This window comes from Streptomyces sp. NPDC055962, assembly GCF_042270185.1.
Lineage (GTDB): Bacteria > Actinomycetota > Actinomycetes > Streptomycetales > Streptomycetaceae > Streptomyces.
In genome coordinates this window covers 459,218-481,784 of the sequence record NZ_JBHJYN010000004.1, presented here as the reverse complement: position 1 = coordinate 481,784, position 22,567 = coordinate 459,218, and the positions used below count along the sequence as shown (strand labels likewise).

The 22,567-nt window shown below is 72.2% G+C and carries 22 protein-coding genes and 1 tRNA gene; 7 read left to right on the top strand and 16 right to left on the bottom strand.

What is annotated here, in order from left to right; translation table 11 throughout:
- The first annotated feature begins 114 nt into the window (after positions 1–114).
- On the top strand, positions 115–594 hold the full coding sequence (locus tag ACFC51_RS15770) for a hypothetical protein (RefSeq protein WP_376370078.1): 480 nt from the start codon (positions 115–117) through the stop codon (positions 592–594).
- Positions 595–621: 27 nt separating this feature from the next.
- Here the strand turns inward: ACFC51_RS15770 and ACFC51_RS15765 are convergent, their stop codons facing one another.
- Complete coding sequence (locus tag ACFC51_RS15765) at positions 622–1,134, bottom strand: DUF1772 domain-containing protein (protein ID WP_376529108.1); 513 nt, start codon at positions 1,132–1,134, stop codon at positions 622–624.
- Between the two features lie 389 nt (positions 1,135–1,523).
- Between ACFC51_RS15765 and ACFC51_RS15760 the strand changes: the two genes are divergently transcribed.
- The gene (locus ACFC51_RS15760) at positions 1,524–2,402 is read left to right on the top strand and encodes a septum formation family protein (RefSeq protein ID WP_376370075.1); all 879 of its coding nucleotides are present in this window, start codon (positions 1,524–1,526) and stop codon (positions 2,400–2,402) included.
- Positions 2,403–2,653: 251 nt separating this feature from the next.
- Positions 2,654–3,454, top strand: coding sequence for an N-formylglutamate amidohydrolase (locus ACFC51_RS15755; protein WP_376529106.1), 801 nt, complete (start codon positions 2,654–2,656; stop codon positions 3,452–3,454).
- Positions 3,455–3,461: 7 nt separating this feature from the next.
- Here the strand turns inward: ACFC51_RS15755 and ACFC51_RS15750 are convergent, their stop codons facing one another.
- Complete coding sequence (locus ACFC51_RS15750; RefSeq protein ID WP_376370185.1) at positions 3,462–3,896, bottom strand: VOC family protein; 435 nt, start codon at positions 3,894–3,896, stop codon at positions 3,462–3,464.
- A gap of 233 nt (positions 3,897–4,129) precedes the next feature.
- On the opposite strand from ACFC51_RS15750, the gene ACFC51_RS15745 reads away from it, so the two are divergent.
- Both ACFC51_RS15745 and ACFC51_RS15740 read left to right on the top strand, forming a co-directional pair.
- Entirely contained in the window at positions 4,130–4,306 is a 177-nt protein-coding gene (locus ACFC51_RS15745; protein ID WP_376529104.1) for a hypothetical protein, read from the top strand.
- A 15-nt stretch (positions 4,307–4,321) separates the two neighbouring features.
- The gene (locus tag ACFC51_RS15740) at positions 4,322–4,519 is read left to right on the top strand and encodes a hypothetical protein (protein WP_376529101.1); all 198 of its coding nucleotides are present in this window, start codon (positions 4,322–4,324) and stop codon (positions 4,517–4,519) included.
- Positions 4,520–4,592: 73 nt separating this feature from the next.
- Here ACFC51_RS15740 and rbsD read toward each other — a convergent pair whose 3' ends face one another.
- From rbsD to ACFC51_RS15715, 5 genes are read right to left on the bottom strand one after another with little or no spacing between them, the layout of a single operon-like run.
- The gene (gene rbsD, locus ACFC51_RS15735) at positions 4,593–4,982 is read right to left on the bottom strand and encodes a D-ribose pyranase (RefSeq protein WP_376370069.1); all 390 of its coding nucleotides are present in this window, start codon (positions 4,980–4,982) and stop codon (positions 4,593–4,595) included.
- Positions 4,979–5,917, bottom strand: a complete 939-nt coding sequence (locus ACFC51_RS15730; RefSeq protein ID WP_376370068.1) for a ribokinase — start codon at positions 5,915–5,917, stop codon at positions 4,979–4,981. Before ACFC51_RS15730 ends, rbsD begins: the two co-directional genes overlap by 4 nt.
- 20 nt (positions 5,918–5,937) lie before the next feature.
- The gene (locus tag ACFC51_RS15725; RefSeq protein ID WP_376370067.1) at positions 5,938–7,902 is read right to left on the bottom strand and encodes a substrate-binding domain-containing protein; all 1,965 of its coding nucleotides are present in this window, start codon (positions 7,900–7,902) and stop codon (positions 5,938–5,940) included.
- Complete coding sequence (locus tag ACFC51_RS15720; RefSeq protein WP_376529099.1) at positions 7,892–9,451, bottom strand: sugar ABC transporter ATP-binding protein; 1,560 nt, start codon at positions 9,449–9,451, stop codon at positions 7,892–7,894. Before ACFC51_RS15720 ends, ACFC51_RS15725 begins: the two co-directional genes overlap by 11 nt.
- Complete coding sequence (locus ACFC51_RS15715; protein ID WP_376529097.1) at positions 9,444–10,463, bottom strand: LacI family DNA-binding transcriptional regulator; 1,020 nt, start codon at positions 10,461–10,463, stop codon at positions 9,444–9,446. The genes ACFC51_RS15720 and ACFC51_RS15715 overlap by 8 nt, the downstream gene beginning before the upstream one ends.
- A gap of 285 nt (positions 10,464–10,748) precedes the next feature.
- Between ACFC51_RS15715 and ACFC51_RS15710 the strand changes: the two genes are divergently transcribed.
- Positions 10,749–12,500, top strand: a complete 1,752-nt coding sequence (locus ACFC51_RS15710; RefSeq protein WP_376370062.1) for a hypothetical protein — start codon at positions 10,749–10,751, stop codon at positions 12,498–12,500.
- Between the two features lie 130 nt (positions 12,501–12,630).
- On the opposite strand, the gene ACFC51_RS15705 is transcribed toward ACFC51_RS15710, so the two are convergent.
- Positions 12,631–12,718, bottom strand: a tRNA-Leu gene (locus ACFC51_RS15705).
- Between the two features lie 179 nt (positions 12,719–12,897).
- Between ACFC51_RS15705 and ACFC51_RS15700 the strand changes: the two genes are divergently transcribed.
- On the top strand, positions 12,898–14,202 hold the full coding sequence (locus ACFC51_RS15700) for a DUF2254 domain-containing protein (RefSeq protein WP_376370061.1): 1,305 nt from the start codon (positions 12,898–12,900) through the stop codon (positions 14,200–14,202).
- Positions 14,203–14,276: 74 nt separating this feature from the next.
- On the opposite strand, the gene ACFC51_RS15695 is transcribed toward ACFC51_RS15700, so the two are convergent.
- The 8 genes from ACFC51_RS15695 to ACFC51_RS15660 are packed head-to-tail and all read right to left on the bottom strand — an operon-like array spanning position 14,277 to position 22,519.
- Positions 14,277–15,347: a sugar phosphate isomerase/epimerase family protein gene (locus tag ACFC51_RS15695; RefSeq protein WP_376370059.1), complete on the bottom strand. Its 1,071-nt coding sequence runs from the start codon at positions 15,345–15,347 to the stop codon at positions 14,277–14,279.
- 43 nt (positions 15,348–15,390) lie between these two features.
- Positions 15,391–16,794, bottom strand: a complete 1,404-nt coding sequence (locus tag ACFC51_RS15690; RefSeq protein ID WP_376529094.1) for a nucleotide pyrophosphatase/phosphodiesterase family protein — start codon at positions 16,792–16,794, stop codon at positions 15,391–15,393.
- Complete coding sequence (gene eboE, locus ACFC51_RS15685; RefSeq protein WP_376370055.1) at positions 16,791–17,966, bottom strand: metabolite traffic protein EboE; 1,176 nt, start codon at positions 17,964–17,966, stop codon at positions 16,791–16,793. The genes ACFC51_RS15690 and eboE overlap by 4 nt, the downstream gene beginning before the upstream one ends.
- A 3-nt stretch (positions 17,967–17,969) precedes the next feature.
- Positions 17,970–18,818: a TatD family hydrolase gene (locus tag ACFC51_RS15680; protein WP_376370053.1), complete on the bottom strand. Its 849-nt coding sequence runs from the start codon at positions 18,816–18,818 to the stop codon at positions 17,970–17,972.
- Positions 18,815–19,453, bottom strand: a complete 639-nt coding sequence (locus ACFC51_RS15675; RefSeq protein ID WP_376529091.1) for an EboA domain-containing protein — start codon at positions 19,451–19,453, stop codon at positions 18,815–18,817. Before ACFC51_RS15675 ends, ACFC51_RS15680 begins: the two co-directional genes overlap by 4 nt.
- The gene (locus ACFC51_RS15670; protein ID WP_376529089.1) at positions 19,447–20,310 is read right to left on the bottom strand and encodes a sugar phosphate isomerase/epimerase family protein; all 864 of its coding nucleotides are present in this window, start codon (positions 20,308–20,310) and stop codon (positions 19,447–19,449) included. Before ACFC51_RS15670 ends, ACFC51_RS15675 begins: the two co-directional genes overlap by 7 nt.
- Positions 20,307–21,404: an SCO3242 family prenyltransferase gene (locus ACFC51_RS15665; protein ID WP_376529087.1), complete on the bottom strand. Its 1,098-nt coding sequence runs from the start codon at positions 21,402–21,404 to the stop codon at positions 20,307–20,309. The genes ACFC51_RS15670 and ACFC51_RS15665 overlap by 4 nt, the downstream gene beginning before the upstream one ends.
- A complete protein-coding gene (locus ACFC51_RS15660; protein WP_376529084.1) occupies positions 21,401–22,519 on the bottom strand; it encodes an inositol-3-phosphate synthase in 1,119 nt (372 codons plus the stop codon). Before ACFC51_RS15660 ends, ACFC51_RS15665 begins: the two co-directional genes overlap by 4 nt.
- Positions 22,520–22,567 lie beyond the last annotated feature (48 nt).

Genomic DNA, 22,567 nt, shown 5'->3' with positions numbered 1-22,567 from the left:
GGGGGAAACCCCCCAGACAAGTGGGGGCCCGACTGCATCGTTCGGGGGACGCGCCGCCCTCAGGTGGTGAGGTGGAATCGGAACACCGCTGCACACCCCTTCCGGAGGCTCCCCGTGACCGCCCCAGCGCACCCGTCGACGCAGCGCACCACCCGTCCGCTCGTCTCGGTATTCGTGCGCTTCGTCGTGTGCGGCGGGGGTGTCGGGCTGGCGGCCGGTGGCGCGCTGGTGCTCATCGGCGAGCGGGTGCCGCTGGTCCTCGCCAACGCCGTGATCACCGTCGTCTCCACGGTGATCGCGACGGAGCTGCACGGCCGGATCTCCTTCCGGAGCGCACGCGGGGGCTGGCAGGTCCATCTGCGGTCGGGGCTGACGGTGGCGGTGAGTTACGCGTTCACCACCTGCGCCCTGCTCGTGCTGCACGCCGTGCAGCAGGCACCGTCCGCGCTCGTGGAACAGGCCGTGTACCTGTCGGCGTCCGCGGTGGCGGGGGTCGGACGCTTCGCGTTGCTGCGGCTGGTGGTCTTCGCGCCGCCCGCCGCGCCGTCGCCCGCCCCCGCCCTCGCGGGGCGGGACATGGCCGTCGCGGCCTGACCCGCCACGACCGGGCGTGCCCCCTCCCTACGCGCCCGCCTCCCCGGCGGACGTGCCATGGAGGTGGACCGCCCAGAGAAGCGCACCGAGGGACGCGGTGTGGAGGACGGCGCGGACGGTGTTCCATCGGACCCAGCGGTCCTCGAACGCGGCCCGCGCCTCCCGGAGGAGGTCGGTGCCCGCGTCGAGCGGGACCTTGTCGAGCGCGTCGTTGAGCGGGACGTTCTGTGTGCCGGTGACGAGAAACGCCGCCGCGTACAGCGCCAGCGCCGCGACGATCCACGGCAGGGCGCCCGGGCTGTGCCCCTTCGCCGCGAGGACCGTCGCCAGCACGAGGAGCGGCAGGGGCAGCAGGAAGGGGAGGAGGAACCAGCCGTTGATGATGGCCCTGTTGATGTGCTGCATGCTCTGGACGAAGGCGCGGTCCTCGCCGCGGGACAAGCCGGGCATGACGGCGTAGGCGAAGGCGCAGAACAGCCCTGCCATCAGGGCGGCACCCATCGCCGAGGCGAGGAGTGCCGTGGTCTGCAGTGCTCTCATGCGTGCTCCCGATCCGGCCGTGCGGCCCGGTCGACGAACTGGACTGCGGCCCCGTCGGGGCCGGTGATCGTGCGGGGCCCGCGCCGGGGTCGCCTCGGCTCCCCCTGCCTGCCCAGCCCTCCGGTGCACTGCGGCACAGCACTTCGAGTGGGCGCGCGCACAGTGCTGAATACCTATCAGATTGACTGGTCACAGGCCGAGTTGATAGCGAGATCGATCGATCGGCCCGTTCCCCGCGACTCGCGCCCGTCCCCCGCGGCAGAGCGTTCCGGAAGGGGTCCGGAGGGCAGAGGTTCCGTTCCGAGATCGCCTGCACACAGCACCGTCACACTTATGCCATACGATGCGCACACCTGTTCGCAGTTCTTCCGTTTGAGGATGCCCACGTCATGTTTTCCGGAGTCACGTCCCGCCCTGCACGCCACATCTCCGCCGCCGTAGCCCTTCTCGCGATCGGCGCGGTGGGCTGTGCCGACGTCATCGACAGCGCCAAGGACGGCGCCAAGAAGGTCGTGCGTCAGCGGTCGGTCTTCTCGCTCGCCCCCGGCGACTGCTACAACCCGAATGCCGGGGTGACCGACAGCCAGGAGGTCAGCGTCGAGGTCGTGCCGTGCACGGAGGCGCACAAGGGCCAGGTCGTCGGCGAGTTCTCCGTCGACGGGAAGTCGGAGTACCCGGGCGACGAGGAGCTGTCGAAGACCGCCGACACGGGCTGCCCGTCGGAGACGCAGAAGTTCGTCTCCGACCCCTGGGCGGTCCCCGAAGGGGTCGGCCTCTTCATCTACTACCCCACCAAGGAGAGCTGGGCGACCGGCGACCGGGGCGTGACCTGCACGTACGCCAAGGAGACGGGCACGTTCACGGGGTCGCTCAAGAACACGTCGCTCGACGCCGACCAGCTCGCCTACCTGAAGGGCGCGGACGCCGTGTACCAGGCGTTCTGGAACAACCAGCCCGAGGCCGACCAGATCGAGAAGGACCTGCCCGGCTACAAGAAGCAGGCCAAGGCCGTGTCCAAGGCGCTGGACGCGCATCTGGCGTCCCTGAAGAGCGTGGACCAGCCGGAGACGGTCAAGCTCCGCACCCAGCTCGGGGATGCTGCGGACGCGTGGAAGGACGCCGCCTCCGCCGGCAGCACCGACGACTTCTACATCGCGTACGACATGGCGTTCACGGGCATCGACCCGCAGAAGTCGGTCGCCGCCCGCAAGGAGCTGAAGCTCGCCACCACCGTCCCGGCCGACGACGCCGAGGTCTGGGCGAACTGACCCCGTCGGCCGTCCCCTCGCCGGGCCGGGCAGATGCTGCCCGGCCCGCGCGGGAGCATGTGCGAGCCGCCCAGGGGGATCCCCGGGTTGCGCAGAGGATCCCTGGCCCGCGTGCGGGAGTCCCTGGCCCCGCCCGGGGGACCCCCGGCCCGCGCGGGATCCACGGGTGGCCCAGGAGGATCCACGGGTGGCGCGGGAGGATGTGCAGACAGGGCGGACCCCGTCCGCCTTCCCGACGGACAAGGACCCATGTGAGCCCCGCCCCCACCCCCTTCCAGCTCCTGCCCGGGGCCGCCGGATCGCCGGTGGTGCTCCACGTCCCGCACTCCTCCCGGACGATCCCGGACCACGTACTCCACGGAATCGTGCTGGACGGCGAAGCGCTCGAAGCCGAACTCGACCACATCACCGACTCCCACACCGCCGAACTGGCCGCCGGTGCGTCCGCCGTCTGCGCGGTGACGCCCTGGCGTTTCGTCAACGGCCTGTCCCGGCTGGTCGTCGATCCCGAGCGCTTTCCCGACGACCGGGAGGAGATGCGGGCCGTCGGCATGGGTGCCGTCTACACCCGCACCACGCACGGGGCGCCGCTCCGGCCGTCCGGCGACGCTCAGGAGTCCCTGCTCGACCGCTACTTCCACCCGTATGCCGGGGCGTTGACGGCGGCGGTGGACGAACGGCTCGCCGCCACGGGACGCGCGGTGGTCATCGACGTCCACTCCTATCCGTCCACCGCGCTCCCGTACGAACTGCACGGCGCGGGTCCTCGTCCTCCGGTCTGCCTGGGTACCGACGGCTTCCACACCCCGCCCGGGCTGCTGGCCCGGGCGGAGGCGGCGTTCGCCGGGTTCGGGGGGACGGGGCTCGACAGCCCCTTCGCCGGCACGTACGTGCCCTTGAAGCACTACGGAACGGACCGCCGGGTCTCCGCACTGATGATCGAGGTCCGGCGCGACCTCTACATGACCGAGCCGGGCGGCCCGGCCGGGCCGGGGCTCGGCGCCCTGGCGTCGGCACTGGCCCGGCTGGTGGACAGCCTCGCGGACCTCTGACCCGGCGCTACCTGGGCCGGGTGTAGGGACGGGTCATGATCTCCATGTTGTGGCCGTCCGGGTCCTCGAAATAGGCACCTCGGCCACCGAAGAGGCGGTTGATCCGCCCGGGTTCGGTGTGCCGGGGGTCGGCGTAGTAGGTGACCTCCAGCGTCCGGAGCCGGGCGATCATGGTGTCGAACTGCGCGTCGGGGACGAGGAAGGCGTAGTGCTGCGACTGCACGGGCTCGTCCCGCAGTTCGTAGTAGTCGAGCGTCACGCCGTTCCCCAGGTCGACAGGGAGGAACGGCCCGAACGGGGCGCCGACCTCCAGTCCCAGGACCGTGGCGATGAATTCGGCCGACAGGCTTCGGTCACGGGCGTACACGGCGTGGTGGTCCAGTTGGACGACGGCCACGCCGCCTCGGCCGCTGTCCGCGTCCTGCTGCTGTGTGCGGGTCATGTCTGCCATGTCTGTGATGTCTCCGTGTCGTGGATTCCGCTGGGAGGGGCGCCACACAGGGGCGCCGGGCGGGGGAACACGGCAGGGCGGCGGGGCTCGGGCCCGCCGCGCACTCACGCAGGGGCCGGGCAGCTCTCTCGTACACGGCCCATGGCCGACCCGGCAGTCACGAGAGCGATCCTAGGGGAAGAACGGGTTGTGCCGGCGCGGAAGCCGGGCTCGGGTGCACACCTGTGACCACACCGGACGACCTCGTCCCCCGCCTGACGCGGTTCCTGCGCCCGGGCGGCCGCCTCGGCATCGCGACGCCCGCCCTGACGCGCGAGGTCCACGGTCTCGGAGCGGTCCCGCCGCACATCGAACGGAGTATCGGCGGGGAGGCAGCCCCCTGGCACACCGCCGAGTGGTGACGCTTCCACCGGGCGGTGACCGAACGGGTGGAGGTCACCTCCGCCCGTCGGCAGGAGGACGCCTGGCGGGACCGGCTGCTGTGGTCCGAGGCGTGCGGTGCGTACACGACGGAGGGCCCGGCGGCGTGCCGGCCGGTCATCGGCACGCTCACCGAGGACGCAGGACGCGGGAGGTTCCTCTCGTTCGCCCTGGTGAGCGCCCGGAAGCACTGAACGGCGACCCGGAGCCCGCCCGCGCCGTCGCGGGACGGACCGGCCGGACCGCCGCTCCTGTGGCCGGGGTGCGTCAGAAGAAGACGCCGCACCTCAGCAGCACGTTCGCGTACGGCCGTGCCTCCCCCGTGCGGACCACCAGGCGGGCGGACGCGGTGAGTTCCTTCAGCCGCTCGTGGGGGACGTGGGTCAGGTCCGGGAGACGGGCGGCCAGGAGACGGGCGGCCTCGGGGTTGGCCTCGCGGATCTCCTCGGCCGCCGTCGCGCCTTCCACGACCAGTTCGTCCAGCAGACCGTCCAGGACCTCGGCGAACGACGGGACCCCGGCCCGGAAGGCGAGATCGACGACGCGCGGCCCCTGCGGGACGGGCATGCCGGCATCGCATACCAGGACGCCGTCGCCGTGGCCGAGTTCGGCCAGTGCCCCCGCGAGGTGGCGGTTCAGGATGCCTGACTTCTTCACAGGGCCGAGACCTCCTCCGCGGTCGGGAAGGACGCCTGCGCGCCCTGTCCGGTGACAGCTGCCGCGCCGACCCGTACGGCGAAGGCGGCGGCCTCGGCGAGGTCCTCGCCCAGGCCGAGCCGCCAGGCGAGCGCCGCGGTGAACGCGTCGCCGGCACCCGTGGTGTCCACGGCCTCGACCCGGGGGCTCGGGACGTGGACGGTGTCGCCGGCACGCGTGTCGGAGACCAGCGCCCCCTCCGCGCCCAGGGTGATCACCACCGACCGGGGGCCGAGCGCGGTGAGCGCCCGCGCCCAGGACTCCGGTGAGCTGCCCGCGCCCTCCCCCAGGATGAAGCGCGCCTCGTGCTCGTTGACGACCAGTGGGTCGCAGGCGGCCAGCACCGCGTCGGGGAGCGGCGCGGGGGGCGAGGGGTTGAGGACCAGGCGCGCGCCCGGGGCGAGGGCACGCGCCGTTTCCGCGACGGTCTCCAGCGGGATCTCCAGCTGTACGGAGACGACCGGGGCGGCGGCGAACAGGGGCCCCGCGGCCCTGATGTCCTCAGGGGTCAGCCGGGCGTTGGCACCCGGGGACACGACGATGCTGTTGTCGCCGGAGGGGTCGACGGTGATGAGGGCGACGCCGGTGGGCGCCCCTCCGACCAGGACTCCGCGGGTGTCGACGCCCGCCTCCTGCTGGGATGCGCGCAGCAGCCGTCCGTGGGAGTCGTCGCCGACCCGGGCCAGCAGCGCCGTACGGGCGCCGAGGCGTGCGGCGGCCACCGCCTGGTTGGCGCCCTTGCCGCCGGGGTGGACGACGAGGTCGGAGCCGAGCACCGTCTCCCCCGGCCCGGGGCGGCGGTCGACACCGACGACCAGGTCGGCGTTGGCCGAGCCGACGACCAGCAGGTCGTACCGGGGGGCCTCGGTGGGCCCGGAACCATCGTTCCCGTACATCTGGATCGTGCCTTCCGTGATCAGGAGAAGTCGGCGACGTTCTGCCGGGTGACGACCTTGACCGGCACCTTCACCGTGCTGTCGACCTTTTTGCCGTCGGCCGCCCGGATCGCGTTCCGCACGGCGATCTTCCCGAGCTCCTTGGGCTGCTGCGCCACGGACGCGTAGAGGGTGCCCGCCTCGACGGCCTTCAGCCCGTCGGGGGTTCCGTCGAAGCCGACGACCGGGACGGACTTCCCGGCCTTGCTGCCCAGGGCCTTGACCGCGCCGAGCGCCATCTCGTCGTTCTCGGCGAAGACGCCGTTGATGCCGGGGTGCGACTGGAGCAGGTTGGTCATGACGTCCAGACCCTTGGTGCGGTCGAAGTCGGCCGGCTGGGTCGCCACGACCTTGATGTCCGGGTAGGCCTTGATGCCTGCGGCGAAGCCCGCCCCGCGCTCACGGCTGGCGGACGTGCCGGCCGTGCCCTGGAGGACGATGATGCTGCCCTTGCCGCCGAGGCGGTCGGCGAGCGTCTTCGCGGCGAGCTTGCCGCCCGCGACGTTGTCGGAGGCCACGAGCGTGGCGGTCTCCGCCTTGTTGACTCCCCGGTCGGCGGCGACCACCGGGATGTCGGCCTCGTTGGCACCGCGGACGCCGGGTCCGACGGCGTCGGAGTCGACCGGGTTGACGATGACGGAGTCCACCCCGGAACTGGTGAAGTTCTCCAGCTGGTTGGCCTGTTGCGAGGCGTCGTTCTGGGCGTCGGTGACGGTGAGGTCGACCCCGGCCTTCTTCGCCTCCTCCTGCGCGCCTTCCTTCATCTGCACGAAGAAGGGGTTGTTCAGGGTGGAGAGCGACATGCCCATCCTGGTGGTGGTGCCGGTGGAACCGGACTTGAAGAAGGTCACCGCGGCGATCACGGCGGCCACGCAGACCACCGCGATGCCGACCTGCATCGCTCCCTTCCGGCCCTTCCCGGGTGCTCCCGGCGCCGCGGACGAGCCACTGGCGGACGCCGCACCGGATCCTGCCTTGCGGCGCAGCGTGTCGAGCAGCACCGCGAGGGCGATGACGACACCGATGACGACCTGCTGCCAGAAGGCGGACACGGACAGGAGGTTGAGGCCGTTGCGGAGCACGGCGAGGATCAGCGCGCCGATCAGGGTGCCGGACGCCTTGCCGACGCCGCCCGCGAGGCTGGCGCCGCCGATGACGACCGCGGCGATCGCGTCGAGTTCGTACCCCTGCGCGGCCTGCGGCTGCGCGGAGACCAGACGGGAGGCCAGGACGATGCCGGCGACGGCCGCGAAGAGGCCGGACAGGGCGTAGATGGCCAGCTTCTGCTTCTTGACGCGCAGTCCGGAGAGGCGGGCCGCCTCCTCGTTGCCGCCGATCGCGTACATGGACCGGCCGATGTAGGTGCGGGCCAGGATCAGTGCCGCTATCAGGCCCATGGCGATCATCACGAGGACCGGGACGGGCAGCCAGCCGCCGAGCGTGTCGCCGAGGACGGAGACGGAGTCGGGGAAGGGGATCGGCCTGCCCTGGGAGATGACCAGGGAGAGTCCCCGCGCCACCGAGAGCATCGCCAGGGTCGCGATGAAGGAGGGCAGTTTGCCGTACGCGACGAGCGCTCCGCTGACGAAGCCGCAGGCGATGCCGGTCGCGACGGCGAGGAGGACGGCCAGCCAGACGGGCACTCCGGCGGAGGTCGCGGACCAGGCGAGCACGGTCGCGGAGAGCGCGGCGACGGATCCGACAGAGAGGTCGATGCCCGCCGAGACGATGACGAAGGTGACCCCGAACGCGAGGATCGCGGTCACGGCGGCCTGGACACCGACGTTCAGGAGGTTCTGGGTGGTGAGGAAGTCGCCGGAGAGGAGCGACATCGCCACCAGGAGGACGACCAGGGCGCTGAGCGCGCCGTTGTCGAGCAGGAGGCGGCGGAGGGTGTGTCCGGCGCCGCCCGCGCCCGCCTTGCCCGGATGCGTGTCAGTGGCCACGGGGGCTCTCCTCTTCGTTCTCGGTGTGCTCGTCGTCCGCGGTGGACGGTGCTGTTACGGGGGCGCCGCTGACGGCGAGTGCCATCACGGCGTCCTGGGTGGCTTCGTGGGCGGGGAGTTCGCCGGCGATGCGGCCCTGGGCCATGACGAGGACCCGGTCGCTCATGCCGAGGACCTCGGGGAGGTCGCTGGAGATCATCAGTACGGCGTGCCCGGACGCCGTCAGCTCGTTGATCAGCTGGTAGATCTCGACCTTGGCGCCGACGTCGATGCCGCGGGTGGGCTCGTCGAGGATCAGGACCCTGGTGTCGGCCAGGAGCCACTTGCCGATGACGACCTTCTGCTGGTTGCCGCCGGACAGGGTCCGGACGTGCTGGCCGAGGCCCGACATCCGTACGCCGAGCTGCTCGGCGATGCGGGCGGCGGCGATGCGCTGTCCCTTGACGTCGACGAGCCCTGAGCGGGTCGCCGAGCGGAGGGTGACCAGGCCGAGGTTCTCCTGCACGGAGGCGTCGAGGACGAGGCCCTGGCCCTTGCGGTCCTCGGGGACGAGCCCGATCCCGGCGCCCATGGCGGCGGTCACGTCGTGCTTGCCGAGGCGCTCGCCGCTCACGTCGACGGTACCGCTGTCGTACGGGTCGGCGCCGAAGACGGCGCGGGCGACCTCGGTGCGGCCCGCTCCGACGAGTCCGGCGAGGCCGACGACCTCACCGGCCCTCACGTCGAAGCTGATGTCGTGGAACACCCCGTCGCGGGTGAGCCCCCGGACGGAGAGCAACGGCGCCCCGGTCTCCGGGCGTTCGCGCGGGTACTGCTGGTCGATGCTGCGTCCCACCATGAGCTGGACGAGCTCCGCCTCGGGGGTCGAGGCGGGCACCTGGTCGATGCTGCGTCCGTCCCGCAGGACGGTGACGCGGTCGCCGAGGGCGGCGATCTCGTCGAGGTGGTGGGTGATGAAGACGATGCCGACGCCGTCCGCGCGGAGCTGCCGCACGATGCCGAAGAGCTTGTCGACCTCCTCGGAGGTCAGGACCGCCGTCGGTTCGTCCATGATCAGGACGCGTGCGTCCAGGCTGAGGGCCTTCGCGATCTCGACCATCTGGAGCCGGGCGATGCCCAGTTCGCGCACCCGGACCCGGGGCGAGAGGTGCAGACCGACGCGGCGCAGGAGCACCTCGGCGTCGGCCTCCATCCGGCGGCGGTCGATCATGCCGAAGCGGCGCGGCTGGCGGCCGAGGAAGATGTTCTCGGCGACCGTCAGATCGGGGACCAGGTTGAACTCCTGGTAGATCGTGGCGATTCCGAGGTTCTCGGCGTCCTGGGCACCGTGGATGCGCACCTCCCGGCCGCCGGCGAAGATCCGTCCGGCGTCCGGGCGGTAGGCACCGGAGAGCATCTTGATGAGGGTGCTCTTGCCGGCGCCGTTCTCGCCGAGCAGGACGTGCACCTCACCGCTGCGCAGGTCGAAGTCGACACTGTCCAGGGCGACGACACCGGGGAAGGTCTTGCGTACGCCTTCGATGCGCAGCAACTCGGTTGATTCACGCACTCGTTGCTCCCGGGTCGGGGGTGTTCTCGCCGCACGAGCTGCGTATGACGAGACCGGCGGGCAGGGTGACGGACTGCGGAGGGCGGCCCTCGACGATGTCGACCAGGGCGCGTACGGCCGCGCGGCCGAGTTCGCCCGTCGGCTGGGCGATCGCGGTGATCGGCGGACCGGTGTGGACGAACCACGGGATGTCGTCGAAGGCCGCGATCCCGATGTCCTCGGGGACACGCAGGCCGCGGGCGCGGATGGCGTCCAGGGCGCCGAGCGCCATGAGGTTGTCGGCGGCGAACACGATCTCGGGCGGGTCGGGGAGCGACAGGAAGTGCTCGGTCGCGCGTCGGCCGCTGTCGGCCTGGAAGTCGCCCTGCCCGATGTAGGCGTCGGGCAGGGCGAGCCCGTGGGCGCGCATCGCTTCCCGGAAGGCCTCGACACGCTCGTTGCCCGTGGTCGTGGCCGCCGGGCCCGCGATGATGGCGAGCCTGCGGTGCCCGAGGGCGTACAGGTGGGCGACGAGGTCCTGGATGGCGCGGTGACCGTCCGCGCGGACGACGGGGACGTCCACCCCGGGCACCCAGCGGTCCACGAAGACCATCGGGGTGCCGGCGCGGGCGACGTCCCGCAGCAGGGAGGACTCGCCGTCGGCGGGCGAGACCAGCAGGCCGTCGATCCGGCGGTCCAGGAGCGTGCGGACGTGGTCGTCCTGCTGCTCGGTCCGCTCGTCGGCGTTGCCGATGATCACGCTGTAGCCGAGGGCGCGGGCCTCCTCCTCCACGGAGCGGGCGAGCGCGGTGAAATACGGGTTGAGCACGTCGCTGATGACGAGCCCGAGGGTGCGCGTCTGGTCGGTGCGCAGTGAGCGGGCCACCGCGTTGGGCCGGTAGCCGAGGGCCTCGACGGCGGCGAGGACGCGTCTGCGCGCGTCCGGGCTGACGGAGGGATGGCTGTTGAGGACGCGGGAGACCGTGGCGACAGAGACTCCTGCCTGGGCCGCGACATCCTTGATGCTCGCCATTTCCGGACCACCTCCTTGTGGTTTCCGTGAGCCTCGAAACCAGCGGAACGGGCCGTGGAATCGATTACACGGATGATTGGAATCGATTACATGGCGGAAATCAACCCCCTGGGCGACGCCCGAGGCCGGATTGTGATGCACCACTCCCCGCGCGCGCCTCGCCTGCGGCTGGCCGTAATCGGAGCCCCGAGACACGGCCGAGACGATCCGGAGAGGTGCCGCCGGTTCCATCGCCCCGGGCCCATCCGGCCCGGCACGGTGGTGACACGACGCACTGGAGGTGCGATGGACGGCGGGGCAGGTAGAGGCTCGGCGATCGGGCGCGGGCCCGGCAACGGCAGCCGGGCGGCAACGAGTGTGCGGCGGTGGTGGTCCCGCTGCGCCGTCCTGGCCGCGGCCGCCGTGGGCGCCGCTCTGCTGACGGCACCCACGGCCCAGGCCGCGCCCGCCGCCGCGCAGGCAGCGCCCTGTCCCCAACTCCCCTGTGAGGGAGCGGATCCGGGGCAGGTGACCGCGTGGCAGTCCGGCGGGGCGCCGAAGGTCCTGAAGCAGACGACCCTCGCCTCGGGGACCAAGATCATCCAGTACACCGGCAAGCCGTCCTGGGGAACCGGCCAGATCTACACCTGGGCGGAGGTCCGCTTCGGAGCCGGGGTCTCCAAGGGCCGGCTGTGGCTGCGCGCCACGGAGAACGTGGGCGACAGCATGTACATCACCACGACCGTGGAGCACCCACGCGCCTACCGTGACACCACCGGCACCACCGGCATGTTCCTCTACTCGAACACCGCACCCATCGGCACGTACGCGAACGGCGCCTGTGCCACCGACAACGTCGAACGCGGCTGCGTGGACCAGTACGCGGCCGAGGTCGTACCCGTAGGGCCGTGCGAGGGCTGGTGCGGCGAGGTCACCGACCCCGGGGCGGTGCCGACGACCGACTGGTCGTACGTCGAGCGCTCCACCTACGACCGTGTCGAGCTGCCGTCGGGAGCCTCGGTGCAGCAGGTCGCCGGGCGCCTGAAGCAGGGCAGTTACCTGGGCTGGGCAGAGGGGGTGCTGCCTGCGGGCGGCCGCTTCTGGCTGGAGGCGTGGCAGGGTCAGGGCCGTTGGGGGCAGGTGTACTCGGAGTTCACCCACGCCGGCGCCTCCCGCACGACGACGGGCTCGACCCGCGCCTTCTCCTGGCTGCCGGAGCTTCGGGCCTGCGTCAGCGACGCGACCGGCACGAAGTGCTCCCGGGACGACGACGCCCCGGCCACGGCCCCGACCCAGGCCCCCTGCGCGACACTGCCGTGCACGGGGATAGACCCGGCGAGTGTCACGGAGTGGATGCCGAACTACGACGGCGACGTCATCGAGGACGCCAACATCTACCTCGGGGGACGCCTCAAGATCCACGAAGGCCGCCCGGCCTGGGATCCCTACCACCTCTACTACTGGGCCGAGGCGGAGCTCCCGCCGGGCCGCCCCGACGTCTCGGCCACGCTCATGACCCAGGCGTCCAGCGGCCACGACAACCGGCCCGCACGACCCGTACCGCTCGCCGGCGGCCGGCTGACCGCGTCCGGCACGACGAAGATGATCGCGCTGGACCCGCTGTCCGCCGACAAGATCGCCGGACTGGTGGTGGACGGCAAGAAGTGGGCGTTCGCCACCCGCCAGGGAGCCAACCTCTACCAGACGTCCGTCCAGGGCACGGTCGGCACCTGCGCCCCCGGACAGACGTGTGAGGGGATCTCCCCGAGCGCAGTCACCACTTGGTCGTCCAAGGCGACGGAGTGGGCGGCGGCGACCCTGCCCAGCGGCGCCCGGGTCACCCTGTCCGGCGGCCGCCCCGACTGGTCCGTGACCGACCATTACGCCTGGGCCCACTCGGACACGGCGGGCGTCACGGTGTGGCTGGAGGACAAGCAGTCCGGCGGGACGTACGCGAAGGTCGCCGACGCCGACAAGCTGAAGGCGACCGACGGCCGCTCGGTGCGGGCCTGCCTGAGCGACGGAACGACGACGAAGTGCACGGCGCCCACGTCGTGACCCGCACCGCGTGACCCACGCGGTGCGATCCCCGGGAGGGCGCACCGCGTGGGTCACGGGAGCGGTGCGGGCAGCCACAGCCCCGCACAACGCGAAGAACCCCAGCAGAGCTGGGGTTCTTCGTCATACATGGTGTCCGAGGGGGGACTTGAACCCCCACGCCCGATAAAGGGCACTAGCACCTCAAGCTAGCGCGTCTGCCATTCCGCCACCCGGACAAGGTGTCTGTCGTTCCGGGGTGTTCCCCGTGGCGACAAAGAAAACAATACCAGGGGTTTGGGGTGCCTCTCACCTGCGTTTTCGATGGTCAGTGCGGTGCGGCCGACCACCGGGCGGGAATCCTCACGTTCCGTGGCGTGACGCGTACGCGGTGTCGTTCCGGGCTACCTTCGCCGTCATGAGTGGCAAGAGTGTGCGGGCCGGCCGGCATCTGCGGGAGGGGTTGCGCGACACCTTCTGGTTCGCGCCGGCCATGGGGCTCGTGGGCAGCTTCGTCGTGTGGTGGGTCCTCTCCGAGCTCGACACCAGGATCGTCGCCCACCTCCAGGAGGAAGGGGCCTACGCGGAGCTGAAGGATCTCCTCGCCTTCACCGCTGACGCGCGGACGGTCGTCACCACGGTCAGCGCGGCGATGATGACCTTCATCGGTGTCGTGTTCAGCATCTCGCTGGTCGCCGTCCAGATGGCGAGCGGGCAGCTCACGCCGCGCGTGGTCCGGATCTTCGTTCGGAGCAGGATCAGCAAGCTGACGCTGACGGTGTTCCTCGCGACCTTCGCGTTCTCGCTGCTGGTGCTGACCTCGTACGAGGGCGGAACCGATCCGGATCCACGGCGGGTGACGTCGGCGCCGCTGCTGCAGAGTCTGCTGACCCTGGGGCTGGTGGGCCTGAGCCTCCTGCTGTTCGTCGCGTACGTCTCCTCCACCCTGCGGCTCATGCAGGTCGGGCCTGTCCTGGACCACATCGCCCGGGAGTCCTTGCGGGCGCTGGAGCAGCAGCCGCGGGACCCGGCAGGGGCGCTGCTGCCGGCAGGGCCGGGGACGGCGCACGTCGAGCACCGCGGGCGTGCGGGGGTGCTGCGGAGCGTGCGGGTGGCACGGCTGGTGCGGGCCGCCGGACGGCAGGGGGTCGTGCTGCGGCTGGTGCCGAGGATCGGGGACTTCCTGGTGCCGGGCACACCGGTCCTGACCGTGTACGGCGGAGCCGCCCCGCCTCCGCGCGCGCTGAGCCGCACCGTCCTCGTCGGGGTCGAGCGCACGCTGCACCAGGACCCGGCCTTCGGCCTGCGTCAGCTGTCGGACATCGCGCTGCGCGCCCTGTCGCCCTCCGTGCACGATCCGACCACCGCGGTGCAGTGCCTGGACCGGATCGTGCAGCTGCTCTCGGTCGCCGTACGTCTCCCGCTGGCCCCCCTGCACCATCGTGACCGGCGGGGGGACGTGCGCCTGGTCCAGGAGGTGGCGGGGTGGACGGATCTCGTGGACCTGGCGTTCGAGGAGATCCGCCGGTGCGCGGCCGGAAGTCCGCAGGTCACCCGGAGGCTGCTGGCGGCCTTCGACGATCTGCTGCTGCTCGCGGCCGAGGAGCGCAGGACGCCCCTGCTCAGGCACCGTGCGCTCCTGGTGGAAGCGGTGGAGCGCACGGTGCCCGAGGCGGCCGGGCGGGCGTTCGCGCTGCGCCCGGACCGTCAGGGGATCGGCTGACCTGCGCCGGGGTGTCCCTGCGTGGGGCCCGGGACGTACCGGAACCGGGCCCCACGCGTGTGCGCCGTCGGGCGTCAGTACCCGCAGCGGCTCTCGCGCAGCGAGTGCAGGTGCTCGCTGGACTTGCGGGCGAAGGCGAAGGACTCGACCGGGTTGTCGTGCTCGGTCTGCCAGTGGTGGTAGGTGCGGCCCCGGTCGGTGCGCGTGGTGACCCGGCTCAGGAAGTTCTTGTAGTCGATGTCGCCGTCGCCGACGTCCGTCATGTCGTAGCCGTCGACGGCGGAGTCGTTCCGGGTGCCGTCCTTGACGTGGAAGAGGGGGTAGCGGTCGGGCTGCTTGAGCACGTAGTCGATGGGGTTGAAGGGTGCGGGTGTCCCGTCCGCCCGCTTGCCGAAGCGGAACTGGGCGCAGAACGCCCAGTAGATGTCCATCTCGAGGTAGACCAGGTCGGGGTCGGTCTCGGCGAGCAGGACGTCGTAGAGCCGCACCTTCGGCTTGTCGGTGGCGAAGGAGAACTCCTCCGCGTGGTTGTGCTGGTAGAACTTCATGCCGCGCGCGCGGGCGGCGGCACCGTACGTGTTGAAGTCCTCCGCCGCGCGCTTCCAGCCGTCCACGGTGGAGCCGTAGCGGAAGGGGCCGGAGGCGGTGCCGATGTGCTTGAGGCCGAGGGCCTCCGCCTCGTCGAGGACCTTGGTGAGGTTCTGCGCGAAGGTGTAGGCGCCCGGGTTGTTGTCGTCGTAGTAGCCGACGTGACTGCCGATGGGGTTGAGGCCGTGGTCCTTGGCCAGCTTCTTGAGCTGGGGCAGGGTGATGGCCCCGGCCGACCCCTGGGTGTACCCGGCGAACTCGATCTCGTCGTAGCCGTACGCCTCCAGCTCGGCGAAGACGGGCGCGAAGCCGAGGGTGGAGACCTTGTCACGCAGGCTGTAGAGCTGGATCCCGAGGCGGCCCGGAGGCAGGACGGGACGCCCCTTGCCGTGGCCGTGGCCCTTCCCGCGGTCCTCTCCCCGGTCTGACTGCGGACCCGCCGCCCGGGCGGAGGCACCGCTGAGGAGGGTCGCGGCCGTGGCTCCCGCGGCGACGCCCAGGACGTTGCGGCGGCTCAGTCTGCGCGCGAGCTCGGGGTCCTTCGGAGTGCGGCTCATGATCACAAATCTCCCTGTGGAGGTGCGGGTGGGGGGCGGACTGTCAGTGCAGTCCGGCGAGTTGGAGGAGCAGGGACTTCACTTCGGTGGCCCGGACTCGGCCGCCGAACGCCTGGGGGGAGGAGCAGAGGATGAGCGGACCTTCGTCGTCGCTCGCGGGAAGGCGGCCGTGGCTGCCTCGGATGGGTGAGGGGTCCAGGGGGACGACCGCCATGCGGTAGCGCATCCCGAGCTTCTTCCGGGCCACCGCGGAGACGGCCTTGACCCGGACGTAGGGATCCTGGGGGTCCATGAAGAGCTCGACGGGGTCGTAGCCGGGTTTGCGGTGGATCTCGACGAGCTGGGCGAAGTCGGGGGCCCGGTCGTCGTCGAGCCAGTAGTAGTACGTGAACCAGGCGTCCTTCTCCGCGACGGCGACGAGCTCTCCGGAGCGGGGATGGTCCAGGTGGTGGGCCTTCTTGCCCTCGTCGTCCAGGAGCTGTTCGATGCCGGGCAGATCCGCGAGGGCCGCCCGGGTGGCTTCGAGGTCCTCGGGCCGGCGGACGTAGACGTGGGCGAGCTGGTGGTCGGCGACCGCGAAGGCGCGTGAGGCCATCGGGTCGAGGTACTCCATGCCGTCCTGGGTGTGCACCTCCAGCAGACCGGCCCGGCGCAGGGCCCGGTTGATGTCCACGGGCCGCTCGACCCGGGTGATGCCGTACTCGGACAGCGCCACGACGGTGCGGCCCTGGGCCCTCGCGTCGTCGAGCAGGGGGGCCACGGCACGGTCGAGATCGGCCGCCGCCCGGTGGGAGCGCGGGTCGTCGGGCCCGAAGCGCTGGAGGTCGTAGTCGAGGTGGGGCAGGTAGCACAGGGCCAGGTCGGGGGTGCGGGTGGCCATGATGTGACGGGTGGCGTCGATGATCCACTGCGAGGAGACGAGGTCGGCCCCCGGCCCCCAGAAGTGGAAGAGGGGGAAGGTGCCCAGTTTCCCGGTCAGTTCGTCGTGCAGGGCGGGCGGCCGGGTGTAGCAGTCGGGCTCCTTGCGCCCGTCGGCGTAGTAGACCGGGCGGGGCGTGACCGTCCAGTCGGTGTCGGCGCCCATCGCGTACCACCAGCAGATGTTCGCGACGGTGTAGCCGGGATACGCCCGCCGGGCGGCGTCCCAGAGCTTGTCGCCCTCGACGAGCCCGTTGTGCTGCCGCCACAGCAGGACGTCGCCGAGCTCGCGGAAGTACCACCCGTTGGCGACGATCCCGTGCTCGGCGGGGGTCGTTCCGGTGAGGAACGTCGACTGCGCGGCACACGTCACCGCCGGCAGGACCGTGGACAGAGGCGCCTTCGATCCGGCCATGGCGCGGAGGTTCGGCATGTGCTGGAGCAGCTGCGGCGTCAGGCCGACTACGTCGAGGACGAGCAGTGGAGTGGGGCGGGTGCCGGGTTCCGTGCCGGTGTCGGGGGTGGTCATGGGAGCTCCTTCAGTCCGAGGTCGGCGAGGAGGTCGCGGGCGAGGGTGAGCTCGGCGGCGATTCCGTCGGCGAGCTGCGTGCGGGTACGGGGCCGGAGTTCGGCGGGGAGCGCCTGCCAGGTGTACGTCTCGACCTCCAGATGCCGGGTCAGCGGCACCGGCCCGCCGACGAGCCGGGTCAGCACCGACTGCAGCACGGGGAGGGTCGAGGTGAGCGGGGGCGCGGGCGGCGCGTGAAGCGGGACGTGGAAGTGCGAGCGCCACGGGGTGCTGTCCGGAAGCACCCCGCCGGACACCGCCTCGTCCAGGTCGTCGGTGCCCCGGAGACCGGCGGAGGTGAGGGTGCGTGTCTGGTGCAGGAAGCGGGGCTCGGCGAAGGCGCCCAGGGCGGCGCGCACCTCGGGCAGGTGCGGTTGTTCCGCGTGCAGGGCCGCCGACAGCTGGGCCTTGGCCACCGTCACCCCGGCGGTGCGCAGGGCGTCGAGAGCGGTGTCGGGGTCCTCGAAGGAGGTGGCGAGGTGGCAGGTGTCGACGCAGATCCCGATGCGGTCGTGGCCGACCGCGGTGAGGGGCCCGATGGCGTCGGCGGTGGTCTCCACCGTACAGCCCGGTTCGGGCTCCAGACCGATCCTGATGGACTTTCCGGTCAGCTCGGCCAGGGCGTCCAGCCGCTGCGCGAGCGTGAGCAGCGCCTTCTGCGCGGTGACGGCCGCCGTGGGGTCCGTGTCGTACGGGGTGCGCCAGGCGATCGGCAGCGTCGAGACGGTGCCGTCGCTGACGTCGTCGGGCAGCAGGGCGGCGAGCAGCCGGGCCAGGTCGGTGGTGTGGGTGAGGCGTTCGGGGTCGGTCCAGTCTGGTGTGTAGACGCGGTACTTGACCTCCTGGGCCCCGAAGCCCTCGTACGGGAAGCCGTTGAGGGTGACGACTTCCAGGCCCCGCTGTTCGAGCTCGCCGCGCAGGGAGCGCAGCGCGGCGGGGTCGTTGACCAGGACGCGGGCGGCGTCCCTGGCGAGCCAGAGGCCGATGCCCAGGCGGTCCCGCCCGAGCCGTCTGCGTACGGGCTCACAGTGGTCGCGCAGTTGGGCACGCACCCCTTCGAGGGTTTCGGCCGGGTGCACGTTCGTGCAGTACGCGAGGTGGACGGTGGAACCGTCGGGGTGGCGGAAGCGCACGGCTCACTCCCCGCCGCGCAGGATGGAGTTCCCCTCGTGCAGCGGGCCCGGGGCTGCGGTGTCCAGCTGGAGCCGGCCGCTCTGCCCGTAGAAGGCGACAGGATTGCGCCAGAGCACCGTGTCGACGTCGTCCTCGTCGAAGCCCGCCTTCAGCATGGTGTCGGCGACCTTCCGGGTCTTCAGCGGATCGCTCTTCCCCCAGTCCGCGGCCGAGTTGACCAGGATCCTGTCCGTCCCGTAGGTGTGCAGGACCGTGATCATGCGGTCCTCGTCCATCTTCGTGTCGGGGTAGATGGAGAACCCGGCCCAGCAGCCGCTGTCGAGGGCGGCCTTCACCGTCGTCTCGTTGAGGTGGTCCAGCAGGACCAGCTCCGGAGCCAGGGCCGACTCGCGGATCACGTCGATCGTGCGGTGCAGGCCGGCGAGTTTGTCCCGGTGCGGGGTGTGGACCAGCGCGGGAAGGCCGTGGTCGGCGGCGAGCTGGAGCTGGGCCGCCAGGGCGTGGTCCTCGGCCGGCGTCATCGAGTCGTAGCCGATCTCCCCCACGGCCACCACGGAGTCCTTGACCAGGTACCGGGGAAGGGCGTCCAGGACCGGGGTGCAGCGCGGGTCGTTCGCCTCCTTCGGATTCAGGGCGAGCGTGCAGTGGTGCGCGATGCCGTACTGCGACGCACGGAACGGCTCCCAGCCGAGCAACGCGTCGAAGTAGTCGAAGAAGCTCGCGGGCGAGGTGCGCGGCTGTCCCAGCCAGAAGGAGGGTTCGACCAGCGCACGGACCCCGGCGTCGTACATCGCCTGGTAGTCGTCCGTGGTGCGGGAGGTCATGTGGATGTGGGGGTCGAAGATCCTCATCGGGATTCCTCCGTGGACGTGGGGGCGGGGACGGGCGCCGGGGCCGTGAGGGCGAGGACGGTGCGCAGCCCGGCGGGGACGGCTCGGCCCGCGGCGCTGCGCTCTGCCGCGAAGTCGCCCAGCATGCGAGCCAGTTCGGCGTCCCCGTGGGCCCGCTCGGCGAGCCGGTCGAGCGCCTCGACGGGGACCTCGGTGAAGAGGCATTTGAGGACGGCGTGGCGCCAGCCGTGCGTGTCGAGGTGGACCGCGCCGTACGGGCCCACGGCTGCGGCGACCAGCCGGGTGTCGTTGGTGCGCAGGGCGTCCTCGACGAGCGGGAGTGCGCCGGCGCCGAGCTCCAGCCGGTGCAGGGTCAGCAGGACCGCCCGGCGTTCGGCGGCGGTCCCCTGCTCGTAGAGCCGGGTGACGGCGGGCAGGCCGGCGTGTGCCTCGACCAGCAGCAGGGCGCGCACGGAGTCGGCGTGTTCGAGCCCGCAGTGCCGTCCCGCCGAGGCGAACCGCAGCTCCCAGGGCGGATTTCCGCCGACCGCCTCGGGGTGGGCAGCTGCGTGCGCGGCCTCGGCGAGCGCTTCGTCGAGCCAGGCTCTGGCGGCTCCCCGGAGCCGGTCGTCGAGTTCCTTGCGGTCGATCAGCACGGTGCGGCTCCGTTCGTCGTCCCGGTGGCGCGGCGCAGGAAGTCGATCGACGTACGGGCCATGTCGGGACCCGCGTGGGAGTGCCGGGGCAGTTCCACGACGGTGAGCCCGGCGTAGCCGGTCGCGGCGAGCGCCTCCAGAACCGGCGGGAAGTCGATCTCACCGTCGCCGAACGGAAGGTGCTCGTGGACCCCGCGCCGCATGTCCTCGATCTGCACGTGGCGCAGCCAGGGCGCGGCTTCCTTCACGCAGTCGGCCGGCGGGGCGGGCTCCAGGCACTGGCAGTGCCCGATGTCCAGGGTGAGCCCGAGGGGCTCCGGGTCCCCGAGCAGGGTGCGCAGATGGTGGAAATCGGCGAGGGTGGCGAGGAGATGGCCGGGCTCCGGTTCGAGGGCGAGCGGTACGCCCGCCCCGGCGGCCGCGTCCAGTACCGGGCCGAGCGCGTCGGTCAGCCGCTGCCACGCGATGTCCCTGCCGGTGTCCGGCGGGACGACGCCGCTGAAGCAGTGGACCGCGTGGGCACCCAGTTCGGCGGCGACGCGTACGGCGGTGAGCAGCAGGCCGGTGCGGGCCGCGCGGGCGTCCGGGTCGGGGTCGAGGAGCGAAGGACCGTGCTTCCTGCGGGCGTCCAGGACGTACCGCGCGCCCGTCTCGACCGTGACGCCGAGGCCGAGACCGATGAGCCGGCGGGCCACCCGGCGGGTGCGCGCGGACAGGTCCGGGGCGAGCGGATCGAGGTGCATGTGATCGAGGGTCAGACCCACGCCGTCGTAACCGAGGTCGGCGAGCAGTCCTAGGGCGTCGTCGAGCCGGAGGTCCGTCAGCCCGTTGGTGCCGTATCCGAGGCGGAGGGTCATGTGGGGCTCACCTTCCGTGCGAGGGCGCGGGCGAGGGGGACGAGCCCCATGACCGCCAGCCCGTCGAGTGGGGACCCGGCCCTGGCCGCGAGGGCGGCCTGAAGCGGGATCATCGCCCGGATCCCCCCGCCGACGGCGCGTCGGGTGAGGGGCGGGGAGGGATTCAGTGCCGCGTGGACGAGGGGGATCGCGGAGGTCCGGAGGTAGGCGCCGGTGAAGGTGGTGAGCAGCAGTCCTCCGGCGGCGGCGCGTGGTCGGGGTGGTTCCCCCTGCGCCGGCCGCCCCCGCAGCAGGGCGGCCCCGAGGGCGGCGGCACCGCCCAGCGCGGCCAGCGGTGCCGCGGTGGATCCGCCCTGCACCTCGTGCCGGGAGACGGCGGTGACGGCGTAGGTGTGCGCACCGAGCGCGAGGGCGGCGGGGAGCGCGGCGGCCGGGGCCCGGACACCGGCCGGCCGGGCGGCCGCGCGGGGTGCGGGCGTCGCCGGTGCGGCCGTGCCGGCCGTCGCCGTGGCGCCGAGCAGCAGGTCCAGGGTGCGGGCGGCGGCCATCGCGGCGGGTCCCAGCTTCGTGTGCTTGAGGTGCAGGTCGTAGGCCCAGACGGTGGCCGCCAGGCCCGATGCCACGGCCAGGGCGGGGCGGCCGGCCCGGGCGGCGAGGGCCAGACCCGCCGCTGTCAGGGCGCCCGCGGCGGTCAGGGCAGCCCCGGGTGCGACGCGGCCGGACGGGATCGGCCGGTGCGGGCGGTCGACGGCGTCCTCGTCGCGGTCCGCCCAGTCGTTGAGGGCCATGCCCGCCTCGTACAGGCACAGGGAGGCCCCGACGGCCAGTGCCGTGCCACGGCCCGGCCGGAGCCCCGCGGACGCGGCCCCGGCGATTGCGTCACCGGGCACGGTGAACAGCGCGGAGATCCTGAGCAGTTCCGCCCAGGCCCGTAGACGTGCCCGGGGTCCGGGCCTGTCCGGTGCGAGCGCAGTCCCGCCCGTACCGGACAGGCTGACCGGGGGGACCCGCACGGGTGCGGCGGGCGCCTGCGGCCCTGCTCCGAGCAGGCGCGGGGAGCCGGTCACCGCGGCGAGCAGCCGGAGGGGATTCACCGGGCGGCCCGCAGGCGTCCGGCGAAGTCCAGCAGTGCCGCGTACTGCTCGGGCAGCGCCGCCGGTCCGCCGTCCGGGTCCTTGAAGTAGAAGCCCAGCTCGGGCCGCGGACCGGTGAGGCCCGCCTCGTGCGAGCGGGCCAGCAGCCGTGCCAGGTCCAGGACCAGCGGTGCGGCCAGGGCGGAGTCGCAGCCCTGCCAGATCGTCTGGAGGATCATCCGCGAGCCGAGGAACCCGTCGAAGGCGATGTGGTCCCACGCCGTCTTCCAGTCCCCCATCGCCGGTACGTCGTCGATGTGGACCTCGCCCTCGGGGGCGGCTCCCAGGGTGTCGGCGAGTACGCGTTCCTTGCCCGCGTTCTTCGCCGCGGCCGCCGCCGGGTCGGCCAGTGCCGCTCCGTCCCCGCCGCCCAGCAGGTTCGTACCCGACCACGCACGCACCGGAAGGGCGCGCTGCACGAACATCGGTGCGAGCACGGAGCGGAGCAGCGTCTGGCCCGTCTTGCCGTCGCGTCCCGCGTGGGGAAGTGCGCAGGAGGCGACGGCGTCCTGGAGGCGCGGGCTGCGCAGCCCCGTGGACGGGGTGAAGTTGGCGTACGGGCAGCCGGCCCGGAGGGCCGCCGCCGCGTAGAGGGAGCTGGCGGGGAGCCGGGAGTCGTCCTCGCCGGGGGCGGGTTCGGTCGAGGCGACGTTGATGACGACGGTGCGCGCCAGCTGGTTCCGGAGGGTGAAGTCCTCGATGTCGGCGGCGAAAGCCGCGATGAGCTCCTCGTCGGTCCGGTGGTCGCCGGGGAGCGGTCCGCCCGGCCGTATCTCCGCGTCGGCGGCGCCGAGTTCGGCGGCGACGGCCGAGGGCAGGCCGTGCGGGAGGACTCCTCCGGCCGCCAGCGCCTCGGCCCGTTTCGGCAGGGGGCAGTCGAGGGTGTCGTGGCCGCCGAAGACCAGGGAGGTCAGTGGCGGCAGCCCGGCACCGGTGAAGGGTGGTGTCTCGGTGACCATGCCGGTCGGCGGGTGGAGCCCTGCCGCGATGGCCGCGCACCCCGCGGTGGCGGTGGTGGCGACGGAGCCGCGTGCTCCGATGAACCAGATTCCGGTACGAACGGCATGTGCGGTCACGGGCTGCCTCCCTGGGGGGATGTAGAGGGGGTGGTGGGCGGTGGGGGG